The organism is Enorma phocaeensis (assembly GCF_900186505.1).
Classification (GTDB): Bacteria; Actinomycetota; Coriobacteriia; order Coriobacteriales; family Coriobacteriaceae; genus Enorma; species Enorma phocaeensis.
The window spans coordinates 430,182-449,707 of sequence record NZ_LT891969.1 but is presented as its reverse complement, the minus strand read 5'-3'; the positions used below and the strand labels follow the sequence as shown (position 1 = coordinate 449,707).

At 62.4% G+C, this 19,526-nt stretch carries 20 protein-coding genes; all 20 read right to left on the bottom strand.

Annotation, left to right across the window (positions count from 1 at the left end):
- Positions 1-30 precede the first annotated feature (30 nt).
- Positions 31-372 (bottom strand): 50S ribosomal protein L19, encoded by a 342-nt coding sequence (gene rplS / locus C1717_RS04920; RefSeq protein WP_102372096.1) that lies wholly within the window; start codon positions 370-372, stop codon positions 31-33.
- Between the two features lie 154 nt (positions 373-526).
- A complete protein-coding gene (ppdK, locus tag C1717_RS04915; RefSeq protein WP_102372095.1) occupies positions 527-3,271 on the bottom strand; it encodes a pyruvate, phosphate dikinase in 2,745 nt (914 codons plus the stop codon).
- 268 nt (positions 3,272-3,539) lie between these two features.
- Positions 3,540-4,385, bottom strand: coding sequence for a pyruvate, water dikinase regulatory protein (locus C1717_RS04910; protein WP_102372094.1), 846 nt, complete (start codon positions 4,383-4,385; stop codon positions 3,540-3,542).
- Positions 4,386-4,494: 109 nt separating this feature from the next.
- On the bottom strand, positions 4,495-6,591 hold the full coding sequence (glyS, locus tag C1717_RS04905; protein WP_102372093.1) for a glycine--tRNA ligase subunit beta: 2,097 nt from the start codon (positions 6,589-6,591) through the stop codon (positions 4,495-4,497).
- A 1-nt stretch (position 6,592) separates the two neighbouring features.
- Entirely contained in the window at positions 6,593-7,501 is a 909-nt protein-coding gene (locus C1717_RS04900; RefSeq protein WP_102372323.1) for a glycine--tRNA ligase subunit alpha, read from the bottom strand.
- Positions 7,502-7,630: 129 nt separating this feature from the next.
- Positions 7,631-8,191 (bottom strand): signal peptidase I, encoded by a 561-nt coding sequence (lepB, locus tag C1717_RS04895; protein WP_102372092.1) that lies wholly within the window; start codon positions 8,189-8,191, stop codon positions 7,631-7,633.
- Between the two features lie 9 nt (positions 8,192-8,200).
- A complete protein-coding gene (gene trmD, locus C1717_RS04890) occupies positions 8,201-8,962 on the bottom strand; it encodes a tRNA (guanosine(37)-N1)-methyltransferase TrmD (protein ID WP_102372091.1) in 762 nt (253 codons plus the stop codon).
- Positions 8,963-9,478 (bottom strand): ribosome maturation factor RimM, encoded by a 516-nt coding sequence (locus C1717_RS04885; protein WP_245859474.1) that lies wholly within the window; start codon positions 9,476-9,478, stop codon positions 8,963-8,965. It abuts the gene before it with no gap.
- Positions 9,479-9,515: 37 nt separating this feature from the next.
- Positions 9,516-9,800 carry a KH domain-containing protein gene (locus C1717_RS04880; protein WP_102372089.1) on the bottom strand — a complete coding sequence of 95 codons (285 nt, stop codon included), beginning with the start codon at positions 9,798-9,800 and terminating at the stop codon, positions 9,516-9,518.
- Between the two features lie 5 nt (positions 9,801-9,805).
- Complete coding sequence (gene rpsP / locus C1717_RS04875) at positions 9,806-10,147, bottom strand: 30S ribosomal protein S16 (RefSeq protein WP_102372088.1); 342 nt, start codon at positions 10,145-10,147, stop codon at positions 9,806-9,808.
- Between the two features lie 234 nt (positions 10,148-10,381).
- Positions 10,382-11,671, bottom strand: coding sequence for a DNA polymerase IV (dinB, locus tag C1717_RS04870; protein WP_102372087.1), 1,290 nt, complete (start codon positions 11,669-11,671; stop codon positions 10,382-10,384).
- Between the two features lie 129 nt (positions 11,672-11,800).
- Complete coding sequence (gene rsfS, locus C1717_RS04865; protein ID WP_102372086.1) at positions 11,801-12,298, bottom strand: ribosome silencing factor; 498 nt, start codon at positions 12,296-12,298, stop codon at positions 11,801-11,803.
- Between the two features lie 21 nt (positions 12,299-12,319).
- Positions 12,320-12,952: a bis(5'-nucleosyl)-tetraphosphatase (symmetrical) YqeK gene (yqeK, locus tag C1717_RS04860; protein WP_245859473.1), complete on the bottom strand. Its 633-nt coding sequence runs from the start codon at positions 12,950-12,952 to the stop codon at positions 12,320-12,322.
- Complete coding sequence (gene nadD / locus C1717_RS04855; protein ID WP_102372085.1) at positions 12,939-13,643, bottom strand: nicotinate-nucleotide adenylyltransferase; 705 nt, start codon at positions 13,641-13,643, stop codon at positions 12,939-12,941. Before nadD ends, yqeK begins: the two co-directional genes overlap by 14 nt.
- Entirely contained in the window at positions 13,636-15,084 is a 1,449-nt protein-coding gene (gene obgE / locus C1717_RS04850) for a GTPase ObgE (protein ID WP_102372084.1), read from the bottom strand. The genes nadD and obgE overlap by 8 nt, the downstream gene beginning before the upstream one ends.
- Positions 15,085-15,163: 79 nt before the next feature.
- A complete protein-coding gene (gene rpmA, locus C1717_RS04845; protein ID WP_102372083.1) occupies positions 15,164-15,421 on the bottom strand; it encodes a 50S ribosomal protein L27 in 258 nt (85 codons plus the stop codon).
- 27 nt (positions 15,422-15,448) lie between these two features.
- Positions 15,449-15,823: a 50S ribosomal protein L21 gene (rplU, locus tag C1717_RS04840; protein WP_102372082.1), complete on the bottom strand. Its 375-nt coding sequence runs from the start codon at positions 15,821-15,823 to the stop codon at positions 15,449-15,451.
- A gap of 148 nt (positions 15,824-15,971) precedes the next feature.
- Positions 15,972-16,724 carry a TIGR03936 family radical SAM-associated protein gene (locus C1717_RS04835; protein ID WP_102372081.1) on the bottom strand — a complete coding sequence of 251 codons (753 nt, stop codon included), beginning with the start codon at positions 16,722-16,724 and terminating at the stop codon, positions 15,972-15,974.
- A complete protein-coding gene (locus C1717_RS04830) occupies positions 16,721-18,598 on the bottom strand; it encodes a TIGR03960 family B12-binding radical SAM protein (RefSeq protein WP_102372080.1) in 1,878 nt (625 codons plus the stop codon). Before C1717_RS04830 ends, C1717_RS04835 begins: the two co-directional genes overlap by 4 nt.
- A 9-nt stretch (positions 18,599-18,607) precedes the next feature.
- Entirely contained in the window at positions 18,608-19,522 is a 915-nt protein-coding gene (locus C1717_RS04825) for a YcjF family protein (protein ID WP_102372079.1), read from the bottom strand.
- Positions 19,523-19,526 lie beyond the last annotated feature (4 nt).

Below are 19,526 nucleotides of genomic sequence, written 5' to 3'. Positions count from 1 at the left end.
GCGACCCTGTTCCTGTCGATGCGATACGACCTAGCGCTTCTCGGGAATGCGAGCAGCCTTGCCGATCTTGTCGCGCAGGTAGTAGAGCTTAGCGCGACGAACGCGACCGTGGCGCACGACCTCGAGCTTGGCGATCTTGGGGCTATGAAGCGGGAAGGTGCGCTCGACGCCGACGCCGAAGGAGATCTTGCGGACGGTGAAGGTCTCGCGGGAGGAGCCACCGCTCATGCGAATGACATCGCCCTGGAAGACCTGGATGCGCTCGCGGTCACCCTCCTTGATGCGATAGTGCACCTTGACGTTGTCGCCGACGCGGACCTGCGGGATGTCCTCGCGGATCTGCTGGCGCTCGATAGCGCGGATGTAATCCATTCTCGTTCCTATCTCTTATCCAGAGGTGCCGCGCGCGTACGCCGACACATGGGTTGGACAAACGTTATTAGTATACGCAAACGATTCGAGGTGGCAAGTAGGCAATCTCGATTCCTTACAACAACACGTCCAACCCATGCGCTGAGCTCAATAGCTATGCCATCTCCGCAAGCTTCGCTTGGGCGGCCGCCAGCCGCGCGACGGGAACGCGATACGGAGAGCAGGAAACGTAGTCGACTCCAGCTACGTTGAAGAGCCCCTTGATGGACTCGGGGTCGCCGCCGTGCTCGCCGCAGACGCCGCAGGTGAGCTCCGGCTTAACGGACCGCCCCTTTTCGACCGCCATTCGGACGAGCTCGAGCACCCCTTCGTCGATCGTCTCGAACGGGTTCCTCTCAAGCAGCTTGTTATGCAGGTAGATAGGGATGAACTTGGACTCGGCATCATCACGAGAGAAGCCGAACGTGGTCTGGGTGAGGTCGTTCGTCCCGAAGCACAGAAAGTCCGCATGCTGCGCGATGGCATCCGCCATGAGGCAGGCACGTGGAAGCTCGAGCATCGTGCCAACCGGGATATCGAGCGCGACGCCGTACTCCGCAGCCACCTCATCGATCACCTGCTCGCAAATCGAACGCATCTGAACCTGCTCGGACTCGAGCGAGACCAGAGGAACCATGACCTCCGGCTTGGGGGCGAGCCCCTCATCGCGGATGAGGAGCGCCGCGGCGCTGGCGATGGCGCGAACCTGCATGAGCGGGAGCTCGGGGAACACGAAAGACAGGCGCACGCCGCGTAATCCGAGCATGGGGTTCATCTCAGCCATGCCGTCGATGCGACGCAGGCGCGCCTTGAGAGCTTCGAGCTCCTCGGCGGGAGCGCCCGCAGCTTCGAGACGGGCGATACGGACTTCGAGCGACCTGGGATCATCCAGGAACTCATGGAGCGGCGGGTCGATGAGGCGCACGACCACATCGCGGTCATCCATCGTCTTGAACATCTTGAGGAAGTCCCTGCGTTGGACGGTGAGAAGGCTGTCCAGCGCAGCTTGGCGCTCCTGCTCGTCGTCGCTCAAGATGAACGACTGGATGATTTCCTTGCGATCGCCGAGGAACATGTGCTCGGTACGGCACAGACCGATCGCCTCTGCGCCAAAACCGAGTGCGAGCTCGGCATCCTCGGGGTTGTCGGCGTTAACGCGAACATGATAGGGATGGGTCGAGCCCGGCTGCAGGCGGATCTCATCAGCCCAGGAGAGTATGGTCTCCAGGTCGCCCGTAAGCTCGGCGCGTTTGAGCGGTACGGCGCCGGCGACCACGATGCCGGTGGTTCCGTCGATTGAGATGATGTCCCCCTCGCGGAGCACGACATCGGTTCCCTCCACATGGACCTCTTTGGCGGCGGCATCGATGCGGAATGCCTCGACGCCGCATACGCATGGCGCTCCCATGCCGCGCGCGATCACCGCCGCATGGCTCGTCTTGCCTCCATGGCTGGTGAGGATGCCCTCCGCGGCAACCATGCCCTTGAGGTCATCGGGGTTGGTCTCCCATCGAACCAAAACGACGGGAACGCCCTCCCCGGCACGCCGCACCGCATCATCTGAGCTGAAGACGATTTCACCCACTGCGGCGCCCGGGCTCGCGTTGAGGCCGCGCGCGAGGACATCGGGGGCGGTATGGGTGTTGAACTGCGGATGGAGAAGCTGGTCGAGCTGAGCAGGATCGATGCGACGAACTGCCGTCTCGCGATCGATCAGGCCCTCTTCGACCATGTCGATGGCGATGCGAAGCGCCGCCGTGGCGGTTCGCTTGCCGACGCGGGTCTGGAGCATCCAGAGCTTCCCCTGCTCGATGGTGAACTCGATATCCATCATGTCACGGTAGTGGGCTTCGAGGATCTGGAAGATGCGCTCCAGATCGCGCGCGGCATCCGCGAGCGCGGGGTACGAACCCATCTCCTGGATGGGCTGGGTGTTGCGGATGCCCGCGACGACGTCCTCGCCTTGCGCGTTGATCAAGAAGTCTCCATAGCGGACGTTCTCGCCGCTAGCCGGGTCGCGCGTGAAAGCGACGCCCGTGGCAGAGCTATCGCCCTTGTTGCCGTATGCCATCGCCTGCACGTTCACCGCGGTTCCAAGATCATCGGGAATGCCGTTGCGCTTGCGATAGAGGCAGGCGCGCTCGTTCATCCAGCTGCCGAAGACCGCCTCGATGGCAAGCCGGAGCTGGACAGCGGGATCTTGCGGGAACATGACCTTTCCATCTACGACGAGCTCGGGATGGTCGGATGCCGAGACATGCTCCTGGAAGATTCCCTTGAACTCCTCGACGAGCTCGAACAGGTCCCCAGATGAAAGCTCGGCATCGCTCTTCACACCCGCCACCAGGCGCTTCTCGGTCAATGCATTCTCGAACAGCTCCGCATCCACGCCCATGACGACATCCGAGAACATCTGGATGAAACGGCGGTAGGAGTCCCATACGAAGTGCTCGTCTTGGGTCTGTTTGATGAGCCCGCGAGCGGCCTCGTCGTTCAAACCCAGATTCAGCACCGTATCCATCATTCCGGGCATGGAGAACGGTGCGCCCGAACGGACGGAAACCAGAAGCGGGTCATCAGGATCACCCAGCTTGCGGCCCATCCGACGCTCGAGATCGCGAGTCGCCTCATCGATCTCATCCAAGGCGCCTAGCGGCCATACGTCCCCGGCACCGGAATAGGCGACGCACGTCTGGCAGGTGATGGTGAACCCTCCTGGAACCGGCAATCCCAGCCGGCACATCTCGGCCAGGTTGGCCCCCTTGCCGCCGAGCACGTAGTTCATGCTCGCGGAGCCTTCGGTAACATCCCTCCCCTGCTCGTCGCCTCCGAACCGGTACACCCGTTTCTCATCGTTCACGATACTCCCCCTTTCGGCAGCCCCATGCTGCGAATCGCGGTACGATGCCCCGCCGGCAGCGGGTATGCGCAAACTATAGGTAACAGCGCCCATGGGAAGACGTGAGGTATCTATGTGCTCGTCGACGGCCGAATGCAAGGTGTAAACGGTAGGATGAATGGAGTAACGGTGTAGTTCATTTCAGAACTATTGCCTGCTTATGAAGGGTATATGTAGCACTCTGATATACAACCTACCACCGTGAGTGGTGCTCGGTCGTCTTCAGGACCTACCCATCGGCACGGAGCCGTCGCTTCGCAAGGATGCGCTCGAGGTGCGCCGAGATCTCGGCCGCGGACTCCTCGATAGCCTTTCCGTCGGTGCGAACCACGAAGCAGCCGAGGCGTCGCATGAGCGCGCGGGCATCATCCAACTCGCGCGCGATATGCTCGGGATCGGCGTAGCTCGGAGCAACCGCGCGTGCAAGCGGCCCCTCGAGCCGCTCGTTTCTGCGGCTCGCGATGACCTCCGTGGTGGAAAGCAAGCCGAACACTCGCGCCGGGTCGCAATCGAAAAGCTCGCGTGGAGGCTCGGAACCCGGCACCAGGGGAATGTTTGCGACTCGGTACCCCTGCAGAGCCAGATACATGGAGAGCGGCGTTTTAGAGGTGCGCGAGACCCCGATGAGGACGATGTCCGCTCGGCCAAGGTCCTCTGAACCGGCGCCGTCGTCATGCTCGAGCGTGAACTCCATGCACGAGATGCGATGGAAGTAGCGTTCATCCGTCCTATGGATGACACCCGGGATACCGAGGGGCTCAGACCCGCTCAGCCTTGAAAGGAGGCCGAGCGCAGGCCCCATAAGGTCGACGGCAGGAATATCGAGCCTCTGGAGGAGCTCCGTCACCTCATCGCGCAATGCAGGCCCTACGATCGTATGGAAGACCGCGGCCTGCCGATCTGGGGCGCCGTGCTCGGCAAGATGTCGCTCTACCTGCGAGACGCGCTCGACCTTTGGAAGCCGAACGATTTCGAATGCGTCGGGAGGAAACTGGCCAGCTGCAGCGAGCACCACATCGCAAGCGGTATCGCCAAGAGAATCCGATACGACGTGAATGATGGGTTTCCCTACCATATCACTCCCCTCGATCCATGCGCTTATCGTCCGACGAGCAGCGCCGATAGGCAGCGTCCCGGCTCCGCTCAGGCGAAACCGGGACGTTTAAGCAGCTATAAGCAGCAACCTACTTCTTCCGTGCGAGCTCGCCGATGTTAGCCACGCCGTCGAAGACGGTGGCGAAGCGATTGAGCAGGCGCAGGCGGTTAGCGCGAAGCGCCTCGTCCTCATCCATGACGAGGACATCGTCGAAGAAGCGGTCGATGGGTTCGCGGAGCGATGCAAGGGCGGCGATGAGACCGGTGAAATCCTTGGACGAGAGCGCTTCGCCCACAGCGCGGTTCGTGGCATCGGTGGCAGAAAGCAGATCGCGCTCGGCATCGCCGAGCAACTCCTCGCTGACATCGGTGCCAAGAGATGCATCCGCGAGGTGACTTGCGCGCGCATATGCCGTGGCGAGGTTCTCGAACGCCTCGGGGTCGTGCTTGCGCGCGTCCTCGAGGGCGTGCGCGAGTGCCAAATAGTCGGCGGGCGCCACCACGGAACCCTGCGATACGGCCGAGACCGTATCGGGGGAGATGCCCTCGTCGCGCGCGATCTGCTCCATACGGCCCTTGATGAAGGCGCAGATCGCGCCGGCGACCTCGTCCTCATCGAACTCAAGGCCTTGCGCTGCGTAGGCGCGCAGGGCCGCGTGGACCAGCTCGACGTAGCCGCAGCGCAGACGGTCGCGAAGGATATTGAGGACGCCGATGGCGCTCCGGCGCAGCGCGAAGGGATCCTTGGAACCAGTCGGCGGCTCGCCGATGGCGAACATGCCCGCGATCGTGTCGAGCTTATCGGCTACCGCCACGATGCAGCCCTCGATGCCCTCGGGCAGATCGTCCCCGGCGAAGCGAGGCCGATAATGGTCACGGATCGCATGAGCAACGGCCTCATGCTCGCCTGCAGCCAATGCGTAGTAGCCGCCCATGACGCCTTGCTGGCTCGTGAACTCGATGACCGCACTCGAAACGAGGTCTGCCTTGCAGAGATGTGCGGCCCGGATCGCGTCAGCGCTCACGATCGAATCGCAGCCTGCGGCACGGGCTATCTCACCTGCAAGCTCCTCGATGCGCGCGCTCTTCTGAAGCACGTTGCCGAGCTTCTCCTGGAATCCGACCTGCTCCAAGCGGGAGCGGAACTCCTCGAGCGGCACCTTCAAGTCCTCGTCGTAGAAGAACTTCGCGTCGTACAGACGGGCTCGCACCACGCGCTCATTGCCATCGATGATGACCTCGGCGTTTTCGGGCTTGCCGTTTCCAACGACAACGAACTCGCGCGTAAGCTCGCCCGCTGCGTCATAGATCGGGAAGTATCGCTGGTTGGAAAGCATGGACTCGCAGATGATCTCATGCGGGACCTTGAGGAACTCCTCATCGAACGAACCCACCAGCACGGTCGGCCACTCGCAGAGGTTCACGACCTCATCGAGAACCTTCTTGGGCGTATCGACGCGGGCGCCGCCGCGCTCCTCCTCGATGCGCGCGATGCCTTCGGCGATAACGGCGCGCCTGCGCTCCTCGCACAAGACGCCGGCCTCCTCGAGCACCTGCTCGAAGACGGCAGGCTCGGAGACCACATGCTCGCCCGGGCCGAGGACGCGGTGGCCGCGCGTGGTGTTCCCGGACCGAACATCCGCATAGCGCACGGGCACGACGTCCGAACCTAGAAGCGCGCAGATCCAGCGGATGGGACGGACGAACGTCTCATGCGTAGAGCCCCAGCGCTGGCTGCGGTAGTTGGGCCACTGGAGGCCAGCGATGGTCTTCTCGCAGAGGGCCGTGAGCAAGGGCGTCGCGGGCTGCGAGGGAATGCTCTTCTCGGCGAAGACGTACTCGCGGCCATCGGTATCCTCACGGCGGGAAAGCTCAGCTGCCGTGAGACCGAACTTGCGCGCAAACCCTTCGGCTGCCTTGGTGGGCACGCCCTCGGCATCGAACGCGATGTTCGCAGCAGGACCGCGGCGGATCTCGTGCACCTCGTCAGTCGCGGTGGCGACGTCTGCTACGATCGCGACCAGACGACGCGGCGTCGAGAGCACGCGCACCTCGCCATGGGCAAGTCCCGCCTCGGAAAGACCGCCGTCGATCATGGGCCCGAGCTGCTTGACGGCATTCATGAGCGGTGCCGAGGGCATCTCCTCGGTTCCGATCTCGAACAGGAAATCGCGGGTCTCAGCCATCTTATGCCACCTCCCCTTCAGATGCATCCTGGTCGCTCGAGGCAACCTCCGCAAGATAAGCCTCGCAGGAGGCCTTGGCGACCGTGCGTACGCGCAGGATGTAGTTTGCACGCTCCACAGCGGAAAGCGCGCCGCGCGCATCCAAGATGTTGAACGCATGGCTGCACTTCATGACGCAGTCGTACGCCGGCAGCGGCAGCTTCGCATCGAGGCACGAATGGCACTCGGCCTCATAGTCATCGAACTTCTGGCGCATGAGCTCGATATCGGCCACCTCGAAGTTATAGGCCGAGAACTCGCGCTCGTTCTCGAGGAACACATCGCCGTAGGTCATGGGCGTTCCGTCGGGCAGGTAGCTCCATACCAGGTCGTAGACAGAGTTGACGCCCTGGATGTACATGGCGAGGCGCTCCAAGCCATAGGTGATCTCCACCGGAACGGGATCGACCTCGATGCCGCCCACCTGCTGGAAATAGGTGAACTGGGTAACCTCCATGCCGTTGAGCCAGACCTCCCAGCCCAGGCCCCAAGCACCGAGCGTAGGGCTCTCCCAGTCATCCTCGACGAAGCGGATGTCATGGTCTGCCGGGTCGAGCCCGATTGCCTTGAGCGAATCGAGGTAGAGCTCCTGGCTGTTCGCCGGCGAGGGCTTGAGCAGCACCTGGAACTGGTAGTAGTGCTGCATGCGGTTGGGGTTCTCGCCGTAGCGGCCGTCCGCGGGGCGACGGCAGGGCTGGGCGTAGCAGGTGCGCCAGGCAGCAGGCCCCAGCGAGCGCAGCGCCGTCGCGGTATGGAACGTACCAGCGCCCACCTCGGAGTCGTACGGCTGCATGATGACGCAGCCCTGGCTCCCCCAGTAGCGCTGCAAACCCAGGATGATGTCCTGGAAGGTATGCGTCGTGGCATCCATGAGATGCTCGACCTCCTCCTCATCGAGATACATGTGGTGACTATGGTAGCTCAACGCGAACCAAGGACGTCAGACGAACCGCGGTGTTTTCCGGTCCGATCATGGCTGGCGAACCGCGGTGCCTGAAAGCTAGATGGTTCCGATGCGATTGAGCGGCCAATACCGGAAGACGACGACCGCGATGAGATCGTCCTCGGAAACAGCGCCGAAATACCGCGAATCAGCCGAGTTCTCGCGGTTGTCGCCCATAACCCATACGCACCCCTCCGGCACCGTGTAGGGATAGCCGACAGAAACGCCTTCGGCTTGGTTGGCAAGGGGGTATGAAGAGCCCTCGGCGTACTCCTCGTCAAGCGGCACACCGTCGACTACGACGCGGCCGTCTTGGAAGTCGACCGTCTGCCCCGCCGTGGCGATCACGCGCTTGACCAAGATGTCATGGTCGGAATCGCCATCAGGGTTATGGAAGACCACGATGTCGCCGGTTTGAACTCCCATGCCGGCATTGAGGGTCACCTTTTGGGCTATCACCTGATCGCCGATCTCTATCGTCGGCTCCATGGAACCCGTAGGCACCCGGTATGGTTCGACCACGAAGGTTCGCAAGAAGATGAAGAACGCGAGAACGAGGACGAGCGTCAGCAGCCACTCGAGCACGCTTCGGACCACAGAATGCTGGTGAGGTATCACGTTTCGCTCCTACTCTATCGGCTCGTCTCCATGGTAGCGCCTCAAGAGCTCCTCCGCATAGAGCCGCTCTTCATCGGTGAGCTCGGCGGCGGGGATGAGATCGGGGCGCCAGCGGCACGTGCGCTCGATGGCGTCTCGCCGGCGCCACCGGGCGACCTTAGCGTGATCGCCGGAGAGCAGCACCGGAGGAACCTCGTTTCCCTCGAACTCAGCAGGACGGGTGTACTGGGCGTACTCGAGCAGTCCGCCGCCCTCAGCGGTAGAGAACGACTCGTCGACGCTGCTCAGCTCATCGCCGAGCGCTCCGGGAAGCAGGCGCACCACGGCATCGGTCACGACCATGGCAGCGAGCTCCCCTCCGGTGAGCACATAGTCTCCAATGGAAAGGCGCTCGTCCGCGAGCTCATAGGCGCGCTCATCCATGCCCTCGTAGCGCCCGCAGACGAACAGCAACCGCTCATAGCCAGCGAGGCGCTCGGCGACATCTTGCTTGAACGGCTCGCCGCAGGGAGTGAAGAAGACGATGTGCGGGCGCGTCCCCTCAGATGCGATGGAGCGCACCGCCTCGAAGATCGGGGGCGCCTTCATAAGCATCCCCTGGCCTCCACCGAACGGCGCGTCGTCGACGGTACGATGGCGATCGTGCGTCCAGTCGCGTAAATCATACGCGCGGAAGTCGAAGATGCCGGCGCTGCGGGCGCGCCCCAAGATAGACGTGGACATGACCGGCTCGAACATCTCCGGAAAGACGGAGAGGGTCTCGATGAGCATCTAGGCCTCCCCCGCCGGACGGGGAACATCCCCCGGCTTCGCATCGATGAGCCCATCGAGAACCACGACCTGGATGGGTCCTTCCTCGGGGACCGCCTGCACCACCTGCTCGACGACGGGCAAGAGGACCGTTCCGTAAGGGCCTTCTATGGACCATACGTCGTTCGCAGGGGTCTCGATGACCTCTTTGATGACACCCAGCCGCCCGTAGCGCCCGTCGATCACAGCGCGGTCGATGAGATCATCCCACGCGACATCCAACGGCCCGAGCTCTAGGTCGTCCTCACGAGCCAAGAGATAGCAGCCCACGACGCCCTCTGATGCGTTGAGATCCTCGATGCCCGCGAGCGCGATGCGGTAGCCGTTAGCCGACTCTTCGACCCCTTCGACCGTTGTGAAGCGCTCGCGATCGAGTGCGGGAGGGGTAAGCGCGACGACGAGGCCGGGCTCGACAAGAAAGGGAAGGCCCCGCACCGGCAGTGCGATGACCTCCCCCGATTTCCCGTGAGTCTTCACTACACGGGCTATGTTTCGATATCGAACCGTCAACGTGCTACCCGATGATCTCGACCTCGACCGCGGTGCCCAGACGGGCAGCCAGGGCGCGAGCGAGCGTGCGAATTGCCTTGATGGTTCTGCCGCGGCGACCAATGACCTTGGCCACATCGGCCTCCGCGACCGTGATCTCGATGACCGACGAACGCTCGCCATCGATAACCTCGAGGCTCACGGAATCGGTGTCGTCGACGATGCTCAAGACGAGGTACTCAACCAGATCGGCGATGCGATCGGAGAGCTCGGCCTCGGTTGCGGCGGAAGCCGCCAGCTCCTCGGCCACGATGCCTACTCCTCGGTGGACTCGGCAGCCTCAGCAGCAGCCTTGGCAGCTTCAGCTTCTTTGGCGAGCTGCTTCTTGGACTTCTTGACCTCGGTCTCGGTCTTGGGGCCCTCCTCGGCGGCCTTCATGAGCGCCTTGACGGCATCGGTGGGCTGGGCGCCCTTGGACTGCCACTCAGCGATCTTCTCGAGGTCGAGGCTGATCGTCTTGGGAGAGGTCAGCGGGTTGTAGCGACCGACCTCCTCGATGAAGCGACCATCGCGCGGCGAACGCGAGTTGGCAACGACGATACGGTAGTACGGACGCTTCTTAGAACCGTGACGAGCAAGGCGAATCTTGACAGCCAATGAAAACTCCTCTAACCATGCAGCACGCAGCTGCGCTTACGGACAAACAGCTTGTAATAATACGCCAACGGATGGAGCAGGTGAAGTGGTAGCTGCCAACTTCTTCGGAGGTTCCGCAGGCAACTACACATATTACGCAAGATTGAACCGATTTCAAGGAAAAGTGCGAACAATCCGCAAGTCTGCACCAAGCCGGAACCGCAAGCATCGAACGCAATCGAACCCGCGATCAAGTCATTCATGCGGTTTGTTCTGATTGAGGAACTTATCCGGTCGGACGAGGTCGTCACCGAAGCGTGCCGCCCGGCCAAATCCCACCGAAGCGTTGCCGAAGCGCTCCCGAACACGATCCACCGCAACGGACAGGTCGCGTCGGTCGCTTGCAACGGTGCCGCGCTCATCCACGTCGCAAAACAGGTCCGTTTGTACCCCGGCATCGTTCTTGAAGTCGCTGATCCCGATGCCGAGCAAGCGCACATGCATGCCCTCGAACCAAATGGTATCCATAAGGTCGCAGGCACAGGAGACGAAGATGTTCTCGTCGTCCGTTGGATGAGGGAGCTTCCGCTGGATGGTCCTGCCCTCTCCAAAGGAGAACTTGACTTTAACCGTGACCGTGCGCCCGGCGAGGCCGCGACGGCGCAAGCGCCTGCCGACCGTCTCGCCTAGAAGATGCAGGGCGGCATCGACGTCGCGCCGATCAGTGAGATCGCGAGCAAAGGTGCGCTCGTTGCTCACAGACTTAACCTCATCCTCGGCATCGAGCGGGGCGACGGAGCTGGCCTCGAGACCCAACGCGCGCTGTCGCATGACCTCGCCGTTGATGCCAAAAACCGCTCGCAGCACTTCAGTCGGCGCCATAGCGAGCGACCCCAGCGTGCGGATACCGGATTTCTTGAGGGCGGCTTCCGCACTCTTGCCTATTCCGCTCATCGCGCGCACCGGGAGCGGGCCCAAGAAGCTTTGCTCGGTACCTGGAAAAACGATGGTGAGCCCCCGCGGCTTGTCGCGGTCGCTCGCGATCTTGGCGACCGTCTTGCTCGTCCCGAGACCGATCGAGCATGTGATCCCCAGCTCGCTCACGCGCTGCGAGATGCGCCGTGCGATTGCAATTGGGGATTCGCGCGAGAAGCGCCCTGGGGAGACGTCGAAGAACGCCTCGTCGATGGAGACCTGATCGACGAACGGCGTCTCGTCAGCGAGAATCGCCATGACCTGGTCGCTCAACTCGCGGTAACGGTCGAAGTGCCCATGAGTCCAGATCGCATCGGGGCAGAGCTTTTGAGCTTGCGCCGAGGGCATGGCCGAATGGACGCCGTACCGCCTCGCCTCGTAGGATGCGGTTGAGACCACACCTCGCTCCTCAGGCGAACCTCCGACGATGACGGGTTTGCCGCGCCACTCGGGATGATCGAGCTGCTCGACGCTCGCGAAGAACGCATCGAGATCCATGAGCCCGATAGCGGGCCCTTCCCAAACGTCGAAGAGCCCGTCGAAACCGCTTATGCCAGACAGTGCATCCATGGCTCAAGTATACGCGCCCTCCAAGGCCACGAGCTTGCTCCCTGAGCGAGATGAGCCAAAGCGCACTCACCGGAGATGGGCAAGCGCCACGCATCCCAAGATCTCGCCTAGATGTGCGCCAATCGAGGCCTAATCGAGGCCGAGCTCCAGCCGCGGGGCATCGCCCCACAGCTTCTCGAGACGGTAGTACTCCCGCGCCTCGGGCGTGAAGACGTGCACGAGAACCGAGCCGTAATCCATGAGGATCCAGGTGCGCTGATCACGCCCCTCGATAGAGAACGGGTGCTCCTGGCACGCCTCGGCAACCTTCTCCTCCACCTCGTCGACCAAGGTGTCGACCTGGCGGTTGTTGGCACCCGTGGCGATGACGAAATAGTCGCAGACGTCAGAGAGCTCGGTCAGGTCGAGGGCGATGATGTCCTGCGCCTTCTTGTCGGACATCGCCTCGGCGGCGACCCGGGCCACCTGCTCGGCGGAGACCCCAGATGAGGAGAGCGATGCCGCGGAACGCTGGATGGAGGCGACGGAATCATCATGCAGCGACTCGCTGGTAGAAGCATCGTTGGCGCTGCTGTTGATAGCATCGTCCGCGGATACACCGCTCAAAAGCTCGGAATCGTTAGCCATGGAATACCTTTCTTTGATGACTTAGCGCTGGGCGAGCGCGTAGTGATTGTAGATGGCGAGGGCCGTGGGGTACAGGTACCGACCCGTGTTTATGACATAGACGAGCCCTTGGGAGAAGCAGGCGAAGAAGAGCTTCCCCAGGGTCGCCTTGCCCACCAAGGCACGAAGCTCATCGGCATAGCTGCCGTGCCTTCCGGGTTCGATGGCATCGGCAACGAATAGTACCATGTCGAGCGGCGTCATGTCGCAAGCACCGACGGTATGCCGATCGATCGCCTGGAAGACCGCCTCATCGAGCTCGGGAAAGAGCTCAGGGAGCTCGCGGGCTGCCACGGGTCCGTGAAGAAGCGGCGAAGCCAGAGCAGGCGAGCCCTCAATGGGGATGCGGTAACGCACCGCGCGCGCTACGAGCTCGCCATCTTCTACGACTTTATCCCAATCGTGGAGAAATCCCGCTGCCGCCGCATCGAAGAGGTTTACGCCGTAAACGCGAGCGAGCTTGACGGCGGTGCGCGCGACGCCCACCGAGTGAGCGTGTCGCTTGGGCTTCTCCTTCATGCGGACGGCGAGCATCTCCTCGATATGCTCGAGCACCTCAAGCTCGTCGCCTGCAAATCCGAGCTGAAAGCTGACCGTCTGCTTAAGCTGTTCCACAGTCGCCCTCCTCTCCTTCCTGAATATGCGCGAGCTCTTCTCGGTACAAGCCGTTCTTCCTGATGAAGCCCAGGACCGACTCCGATGTGAGGTACCGGACGCTTTTACCGCACGCGACGCGCTGGCGGATGTTGGTCGAGCTGATAGCCAGGGCGGGAATCTCGATGTAGCGCACATCAAAGGGTATGCCCGCCGCAGCGATGCGCGAACGAGCTTGCGTGATATCGTACCCCGGACGCGATGCGGCGATCAGCGTTGCCAGCTCGGCGATTTCGGCCGCATCGTGCCACGAGACGATATCGAGAATGGCATCGGCGCCCGTTATGAAGTACAGCTCGACGTTGCTTGGATAATGAGCCCGCAGCATGCGGAGGGTATCGACCGTGTAGGTGACACCGGGCCGATCGATTTCGAAGCGGCTCGCGTAGAACGCGTCGTTCGCAGCCGTTGCAAGCACCGTCATCGCGTACCGGTCCTCCGCCCTCGTGACTCGCTTATCGAGTTTGAAAGCAGGAGATCCTGCAGGCATGAAGAGCACGAGATCGAGGGCGAGCGCCTCACGCGCCTGTTCAGCCGTGACCAGATGGCCGTAATGGATGGGATCGAAGGTCCCGCCCATGATGCCGAGCCGGTACGTCCTATTTGGGTCCTTGCCGAGCTCGGGCAATGCGATCAGAGCGAGGTCATCCATCGATATCAGAGCCCCCGTCGAGTGCGGCGGAGGCGGCAGCATCTGCCGTCGCACTCGAGGCATCCACGCCCTCGAGATCGTCCGGTTCAGGGGAGGCTTCTATCTCCTCATCGTCCTCGAAGTCCTCGGCGCCCTCGTAATCGAAGGCACGGCCCACGATGCGGACCTCATCTCCCGCGCGGCAACCGGCGGCTTCGAGGGCATCGTCCACGCCCATGCGGCTGAATCGATGCTGCAGGTACAGGATGGCCTCTTCGTTTTCCCAGTCGGTTTGAACCACGAGACGCTCCACCTGCGTGCCGATGACGCGAAAGACCCCCGGCTCCTCCTGCACCACCGTGAAGCGTTGCTCGCGCTCACGCCGACGGCGCTCCCAGCGCTCGTCGTAGATAACGGGGGCGACTTCGCTCGAAAGCTCCGAGCGCAGCTTGGCCACGGCCTCACCGCATGCGAGCATGAGCGTGTTCATGCCCGCGCCCGTAACGGCGGAAACGGCAAAGAAGCGATGCCCGTCGGCGGAAACGGCTTCCTTCAGACGGGCGATGCGATCTGCGGTACCGGTAACGTCGCACTTATTGGCGACGACTATCTGCGGCCTCTCGGCGATGTCGGCAGCATAGCGGCGAAGCTCCTCGTTGATAACGCGATAGTCCTCAACAGGATCTCGATTCTCGAAACCTCCGGTGATGTCAACGACATGCATGATGAGGGCCGTTCGTTCGATGTGGCGCAGGAACTGATGACCGAGCCCCTTCCCCTCGCTCGCCCCTTCGATAAGACCAGGCACGTCAGCGACGACGTAGGAATATTCACCGGCGCGCACCACGCCGAGATTTGGAACGAGCGTCGTAAAAGGATAATCTGCGATCTTGGGACGAGCTGCGCTCATACGCGCGATGAGCGAGCTCTTTCCAACCGATGGCAGACCAACGAGGGCCGCATCGGCCATCAGCTTCATCTCGAGCTCGATCCAATGCTCTTGAGCAGGCTCGCCGAGCTGAGCGAACGCCGGAGCGCGACGCACGGAGGACACGAAGTGCGTGTTGCCGAGACCGCCCTGACCGCCCGGAGCGACCACCACCTGCTCCCCATCATGCGTGAGGTCGGCGATCTCGTAGAGCGGCTCCTGGGTCTCGAGGTCAAGTTCGCGAACGACCGTGCCGACGGGAACCTTCAAGATGAGGTCCTCGCCGGAGCGCCCGTCTTTGCGCGCGCCCTTGCCGTGCGTTCCTCGCTCGGCGCGGAAATGGTGCTTGAAGCGATAGTCGATGAGCGAGGAGAGCTGGACATCGGCTTTTATGATGACGTTGCCCCCACGGCCGCCGTCGCCGCCGTCGGGGCCGCCCTTGGGCACATGCGCCTCGCGTCTGAACGACATGCAACCGGCGCCGCCGTCGCCGCCCTTCACGTTGATGCGGCAGATATCGGTGAACTGTGGCATCTCAATCCTCGCTTTCAAAAAACGGGAGACCCCCGAAACAAACGAGGGCCTCCCGCATATGCATGGTATGAAGGGTCTGCTATGCGTTGGCGAACGGACGCACGCTCACGCGATGCTTGATACCGCGCTTGTACTCGACCGTACCGTCGATAAGGGCGAACAGCGTATCGTCCTTGCCGCGACCGACGTTCTCACCCGGATGGATGTGAGTGCCGTGCTGGCGGACGAGAATCGTGCCCGCAGTGACGGACTGGCCGCCGAAACGCTTGCAGCCAAGACGCTGACCGCGGGAGTCGCGGCCATTACGGGAGGAACCGAGTCCTTTTTTGTGTGCCATGTCTCGTACCTACTCTCTCTGAGTGCGCTACTCGGCTACGGGAGCCTCGGCCGGAGCCTCCGCTTCCTTGGTGGTCTTGCGGGCAGCGCGCGACGTAGCCTGCACCTTGGTGATCTTCACCTTGGTGAGCTGCTGGCGATGACCCTTGAGACGACGATAGCGCTTGCGCTTCTTGAACTTGAAGACAAGCTGCTTCTCGCCCTTGAACTGGTCGACGATCTCGGCCGTGACCTTGGCCTTGGCAAGCTTGGCAGCGTCGGTGACGATCTTCTTGCCGTCGTTCAGGAAGATGACGGGAAGCTCAACCTTGGAGCCGACCTCGCCCTCGATCTTCTCGACGGTAATCACATCATCCTGCGCGACCTTGTACTGCTTGCCGCCGGTTGAAACGATTGCGTACATGTGTTAGCCCTTCATGCATCTGGTAGTGCAACGATCGAATATAGTAGCAGCTACATAATCCTGCGTCAACGGAAATTCGCAGAGTCTCCGCATACTGTTCCAGAAGCGCTCCGCTCGTCCTTGCCTTCGGGGATTCCTGAAGCTTGGGTCACAGCGGCATGATGCGCCGACCGGTCTCGTCCTGACCAAACTGCGCCACCCTCTCGACCTGATACCGTTCGAAGCAGGCGAGGTCCTGGATACCCGTGGACTCGATGGCTGCATCCGGTTCCCCCCTTAGCTCGGCATCGATGGCCGCGAGCAGGATCTCGGGCCTGAGCGCCCCCTCGTTATCCATATACGTCTTAAGCTCGACTCCGAATGCGCCCGCCTCTTCGCCGGCATGAACCGCGTATCCTTTAAGCGTGCGGGCAAGGTCGAGTCGCTTGGTCTTGCGACCGCGCTGATAGGGTATCTCCCTGCGTGCAGCCACGCGATCGAGCACAGCAGCAAGCCCGTCCAAGGAAACGTCCCGTCCCTCACGAGATACGAGCTGGACGCTGTAGTTGGCGCGCGTGATGAAAGACGTGAGGGCAGCAGCGCGCACATCGATGTAGCCCGCCTCTTGAGGTGCGAGGTCGGCAGGCGTCGCCGCCTTGAGACGAGCGAGCGCATCTTCGATTGGAACCAACTCGGTCAAGAAGAGATCGTACCATTCGCAGGTGGAGCCAGTGCCCACCGGCAATGCCGAGGAGAATCCAGCGCGCAGATGCGGCGAGAACCCCTGGGTGACCGCATAGGGCAGCCCTGCGCGACGAACCGACCGCTCGATGGTGTGCATGACCTCCAAGTGGCCCAGATAGCGCAAGCGACCCTGCTTTACGTAGCGAATCCGCAGCCTGAACAAGCATTGTTCGCTCATGATCTATCACCTGCCAGGATATTGGAGGCTCCGAGCGTGGGGCAGATGCCGCAGCCCGTGCACGAGGTTCTCGTGCAGTCCTCGGTAGTCCTTCCCTCCAGAGCCCGACGCCATTCGCGTTCCAAGAAGCCGCGGGACTCTCCCGGGCTCACGTGCTCCCAGGGCAGTCGAGCCTCGAGATCGAAGGGCTCCGTTGCGATGCGACGCAGATCCATGCCCAGCTCGGCCGAAGCCTCAAGCCAGCGATCCAAGGAGAATTGCTCGGTCCAGGCGTCGAAGCGCGCCCCGCGACGCCAAGCCCCCAGGATGACCGGGGTGAAATCGCGACCTGCCCGCGAGAGCGCAGCCTCGACGAGCGATGTGGACGCATCATGGTAATGCACGCGCACCTGACGGCTCCGAACGCTCTCGACAAGGAGCTTCTGGCGACGGCGGACCTCGGCGTCATCAAGCTGACCGCACCATTGGAAGGGCGTGTGCGCCTTAGGGATGAAGACCGAAACGGAAATGGAAACCGATACGCCCCCGCGCTGTCCTTTGGGGAAGACCTCATGCGCGATATCGATCACGTGATCCGCAAGGTTGGCGATGGCAACGATGTCCTCATCGCGCTCACCGGGCAGGCCCATCATGAAATAGAGCTTGATGCGCCGCCAGCCGGCTTCATAGGCGGCGCGCGCAGCACGATCGAGATCCTCTTCCGTGACGTTCTTGTTGATGATGTCGCGCAAGCGCTGGCTGCCGGCCTCGGGCGCGAACGTGAGTCCGCCCTTCTTCTCCCCCGCGACCTCGAGCGCCATGTCCACCCCGAAGGAGTCGAGGCGCTGCGAGGGGATGGAAACCGAGATTCCCGTGTCGGCGAGCCCCCGATTGAGCCGCCGCAGGATCTTGGCGCAGCACGAATGATCGGTGGTGGACAGCGAGGTGAGCGACACCTCGTCGTAGCCCGTGCGCTCAAGCCCGCGCGTTACGGCAGCGACGATCTGGTCGGGCGTGCGCTCCCGAACGGGGCGATACGTCATACCAGCCTGGCAGAAGCGGCAACCGCGCGCGCAGCCTCGAAGGATCTCGATGGAAAGACGGTCGTGTACGAGCTCGGCAAAGGGCACGATCGATTGGCTCAAGGGATCCGTTGAGCCGAAATCGGCGATCACGCGCTTATAAACGACCTCGGGAACCTCCTCGCCCGGGCGAGGAACCGTATAGCCGTGATCGGTGCAGGTTCCTTCATGAGAGACCTCATAGAGCCCGGGCACATAGGTACCGGGAATCTTGGCAAGCGCGCGGAGGATCTCTTGACGAGAAGCACCCGCATCACGGAGGCGCTCATGCTCGCGGCAGACCTCGACGATGGACTCCTCCCCCTCACCGATGAGCATCGCATCAAAGAACGCGCAGATGGGCTCAGGATTGTAGACCGACGGGCCGCCAGCGATAACAAGGGGGTCGTCTTCACCGCGATCCGCAGAGAGCAAGGGAATCCCAGCAAGATCGAGGGCTTCGAGATAGTTGGTGCACGCCATCTCATGGGGAACATGGAAACCCACCACATCGAACGAAGAGACGGGAGCCGCGCCTTCGAGCGAGAGCAGTGGGACGCCGGCGTCACGCATAAGGTCCGCCATGTCGACCCAGGGCACGTAGGAGCGCTCGCAGGAGATGCCCTCCTGCGCGTTCAGGATCTTGTAGAGGATGGCAAGGCCCTGGTTTGGAAGACCTACCTCGTACGTGTCTGGATAGATGAGGCACGCCCGGTAGCTCGCATCGCTCGAGGACAGGACGCCCCATTCGTGATCTAGGTATCTGCTCGGTTTCTCAACGCGAGCCAGCAACGGTTCAAGTTCTGCGAAACGGTCCTCGTAAACGGTACGCACACATTCCCCCTATCGAACGGAAGCGACCGCGACGGAGGCGGGAGAACCGTCACCAGCGGTCCCTGCCCCGCGGACGCGAGCAACGAGGGACTTGATTGCCCCGTTGATGGAGGAGTAGTCGACGCCGCGCTCGTATATCGAAGCAAGCACACGGCCCATGCCATACGTGCCGACGGCGGCGATGGCAGCTTTCGCGATGAAGCCGCCGTGAGGCAGGAACCGGCATACGCCGCGCGCCATAGCCCGCAGCGCCAGACCGGCGCCGATGACGGCGGCGACCTCGTAGCCGCGCTCGAGCTCCAATCGGTAGCCGAAGATCGAACTCAGCTGCAACGCCATGCCGATCTGCGCGGCGGTCATGACAGGAAAGTCGGCGCCCGGGATGAATACGAGCGCTCCCGTCGCCATGTTGGCAAGCGCGCACGAGGTCACGATGCGGTTCACGGCGGCGATGCGCATGAAGGGGAAGTTCGCCGCAAAGGCAACGTCCTTCTCGGTGCGGTCGAGAATCCAGCGAGCGAGGGTCTCGAGAAGATAGGTCTTGTTCGTCGCCGCGATCAGCCCGAGCATGGGCGTGTCGGCTTTGATGAAGGGAGCCTCTACGCTCGACTCGGCGATGACGGCCACTGGAGCCCCTGCGACCAGGAGCTCCTGAACAGCGCCCTGCAAGCGCACCGACCCGCATGAGATGACGAGCGCGACATCGGTGTCGTCGCGGGGTTCCAGCGGTTTTGCCGCGATGCGCTCCACGCGCACGAGCGCGGAGGTAGTCTGCGGAACGAAAGCGTCCCTCACCGTCTCGACAAGAAACGGCGTAGCGCTCTCGTCCAGGTAGACCGAAACGCGAATGGGCGCATCTGAATCATGTTTGGCAGAGGCGCCGACCCTTACGGCTTGGGCGAACATATCAAGGGGAATACGCATAGCA

Coding starts and splice junctions, on each gene's coding strand:
- rplU (WP_102372082.1), bottom strand. CDS start 15,823: ATGTACGCAATCGTTTCAACCGGCGGCAAGCAGTACAAGGTCGCGCAG.
- C1717_RS04900 (WP_102372323.1), bottom strand. CDS start 7,501: ATGGATGCCACGACGCATACCTTCCAGGACATCATCCTGGGTTTGCAG.
- trmD (WP_102372091.1), bottom strand. CDS start 8,962: ATGCTCATCGAGACCCTCTCCGTCTTTCCGGAGATGTTCGAGCCGGTC.
- C1717_RS04825 (WP_102372079.1), bottom strand. CDS start 19,522: ATGCGTATTCCCCTTGATATGTTCGCCCAAGCCGTAAGGGTCGGCGCC.
- C1717_RS04910 (WP_102372094.1), bottom strand. CDS start 4,385: ATGGTAGGGAAACCCATCATTCACGTCGTATCGGATTCTCTTGGCGAT.
- glyS (WP_102372093.1), bottom strand. CDS start 6,591: ATGGCTGAGACCCGCGATTTCCTGTTCGAGATCGGAACCGAGGAGATG.
- rsfS (WP_102372086.1), bottom strand. CDS start 12,298: ATGGCTAACGATTCCGAGCTTTTGAGCGGTGTATCCGCGGACGATGCT.
- dinB (WP_102372087.1), bottom strand. CDS start 11,671: ATGGATGCACTGTCTGGCATAAGCGGTTTCGACGGGCTCTTCGACGTT.
- rpmA (WP_102372083.1), bottom strand. CDS start 15,421: ATGGCACACAAAAAAGGACTCGGTTCCTCCCGTAATGGCCGCGACTCC.
- C1717_RS04835 (WP_102372081.1), bottom strand. CDS start 16,724: ATGAGCGAACAATGCTTGTTCAGGCTGCGGATTCGCTACGTAAAGCAG.
- obgE (WP_102372084.1), bottom strand. CDS start 15,084: ATGCCACAGTTCACCGATATCTGCCGCATCAACGTGAAGGGCGGCGAC.
- rplS (WP_102372096.1), bottom strand. CDS start 372: ATGGATTACATCCGCGCTATCGAGCGCCAGCAGATCCGCGAGGACATC.
- nadD (WP_102372085.1), bottom strand. CDS start 13,643: ATGGATGACCTCGCTCTGATCGCATTGCCCGAGCTCGGCAAGGACCCA.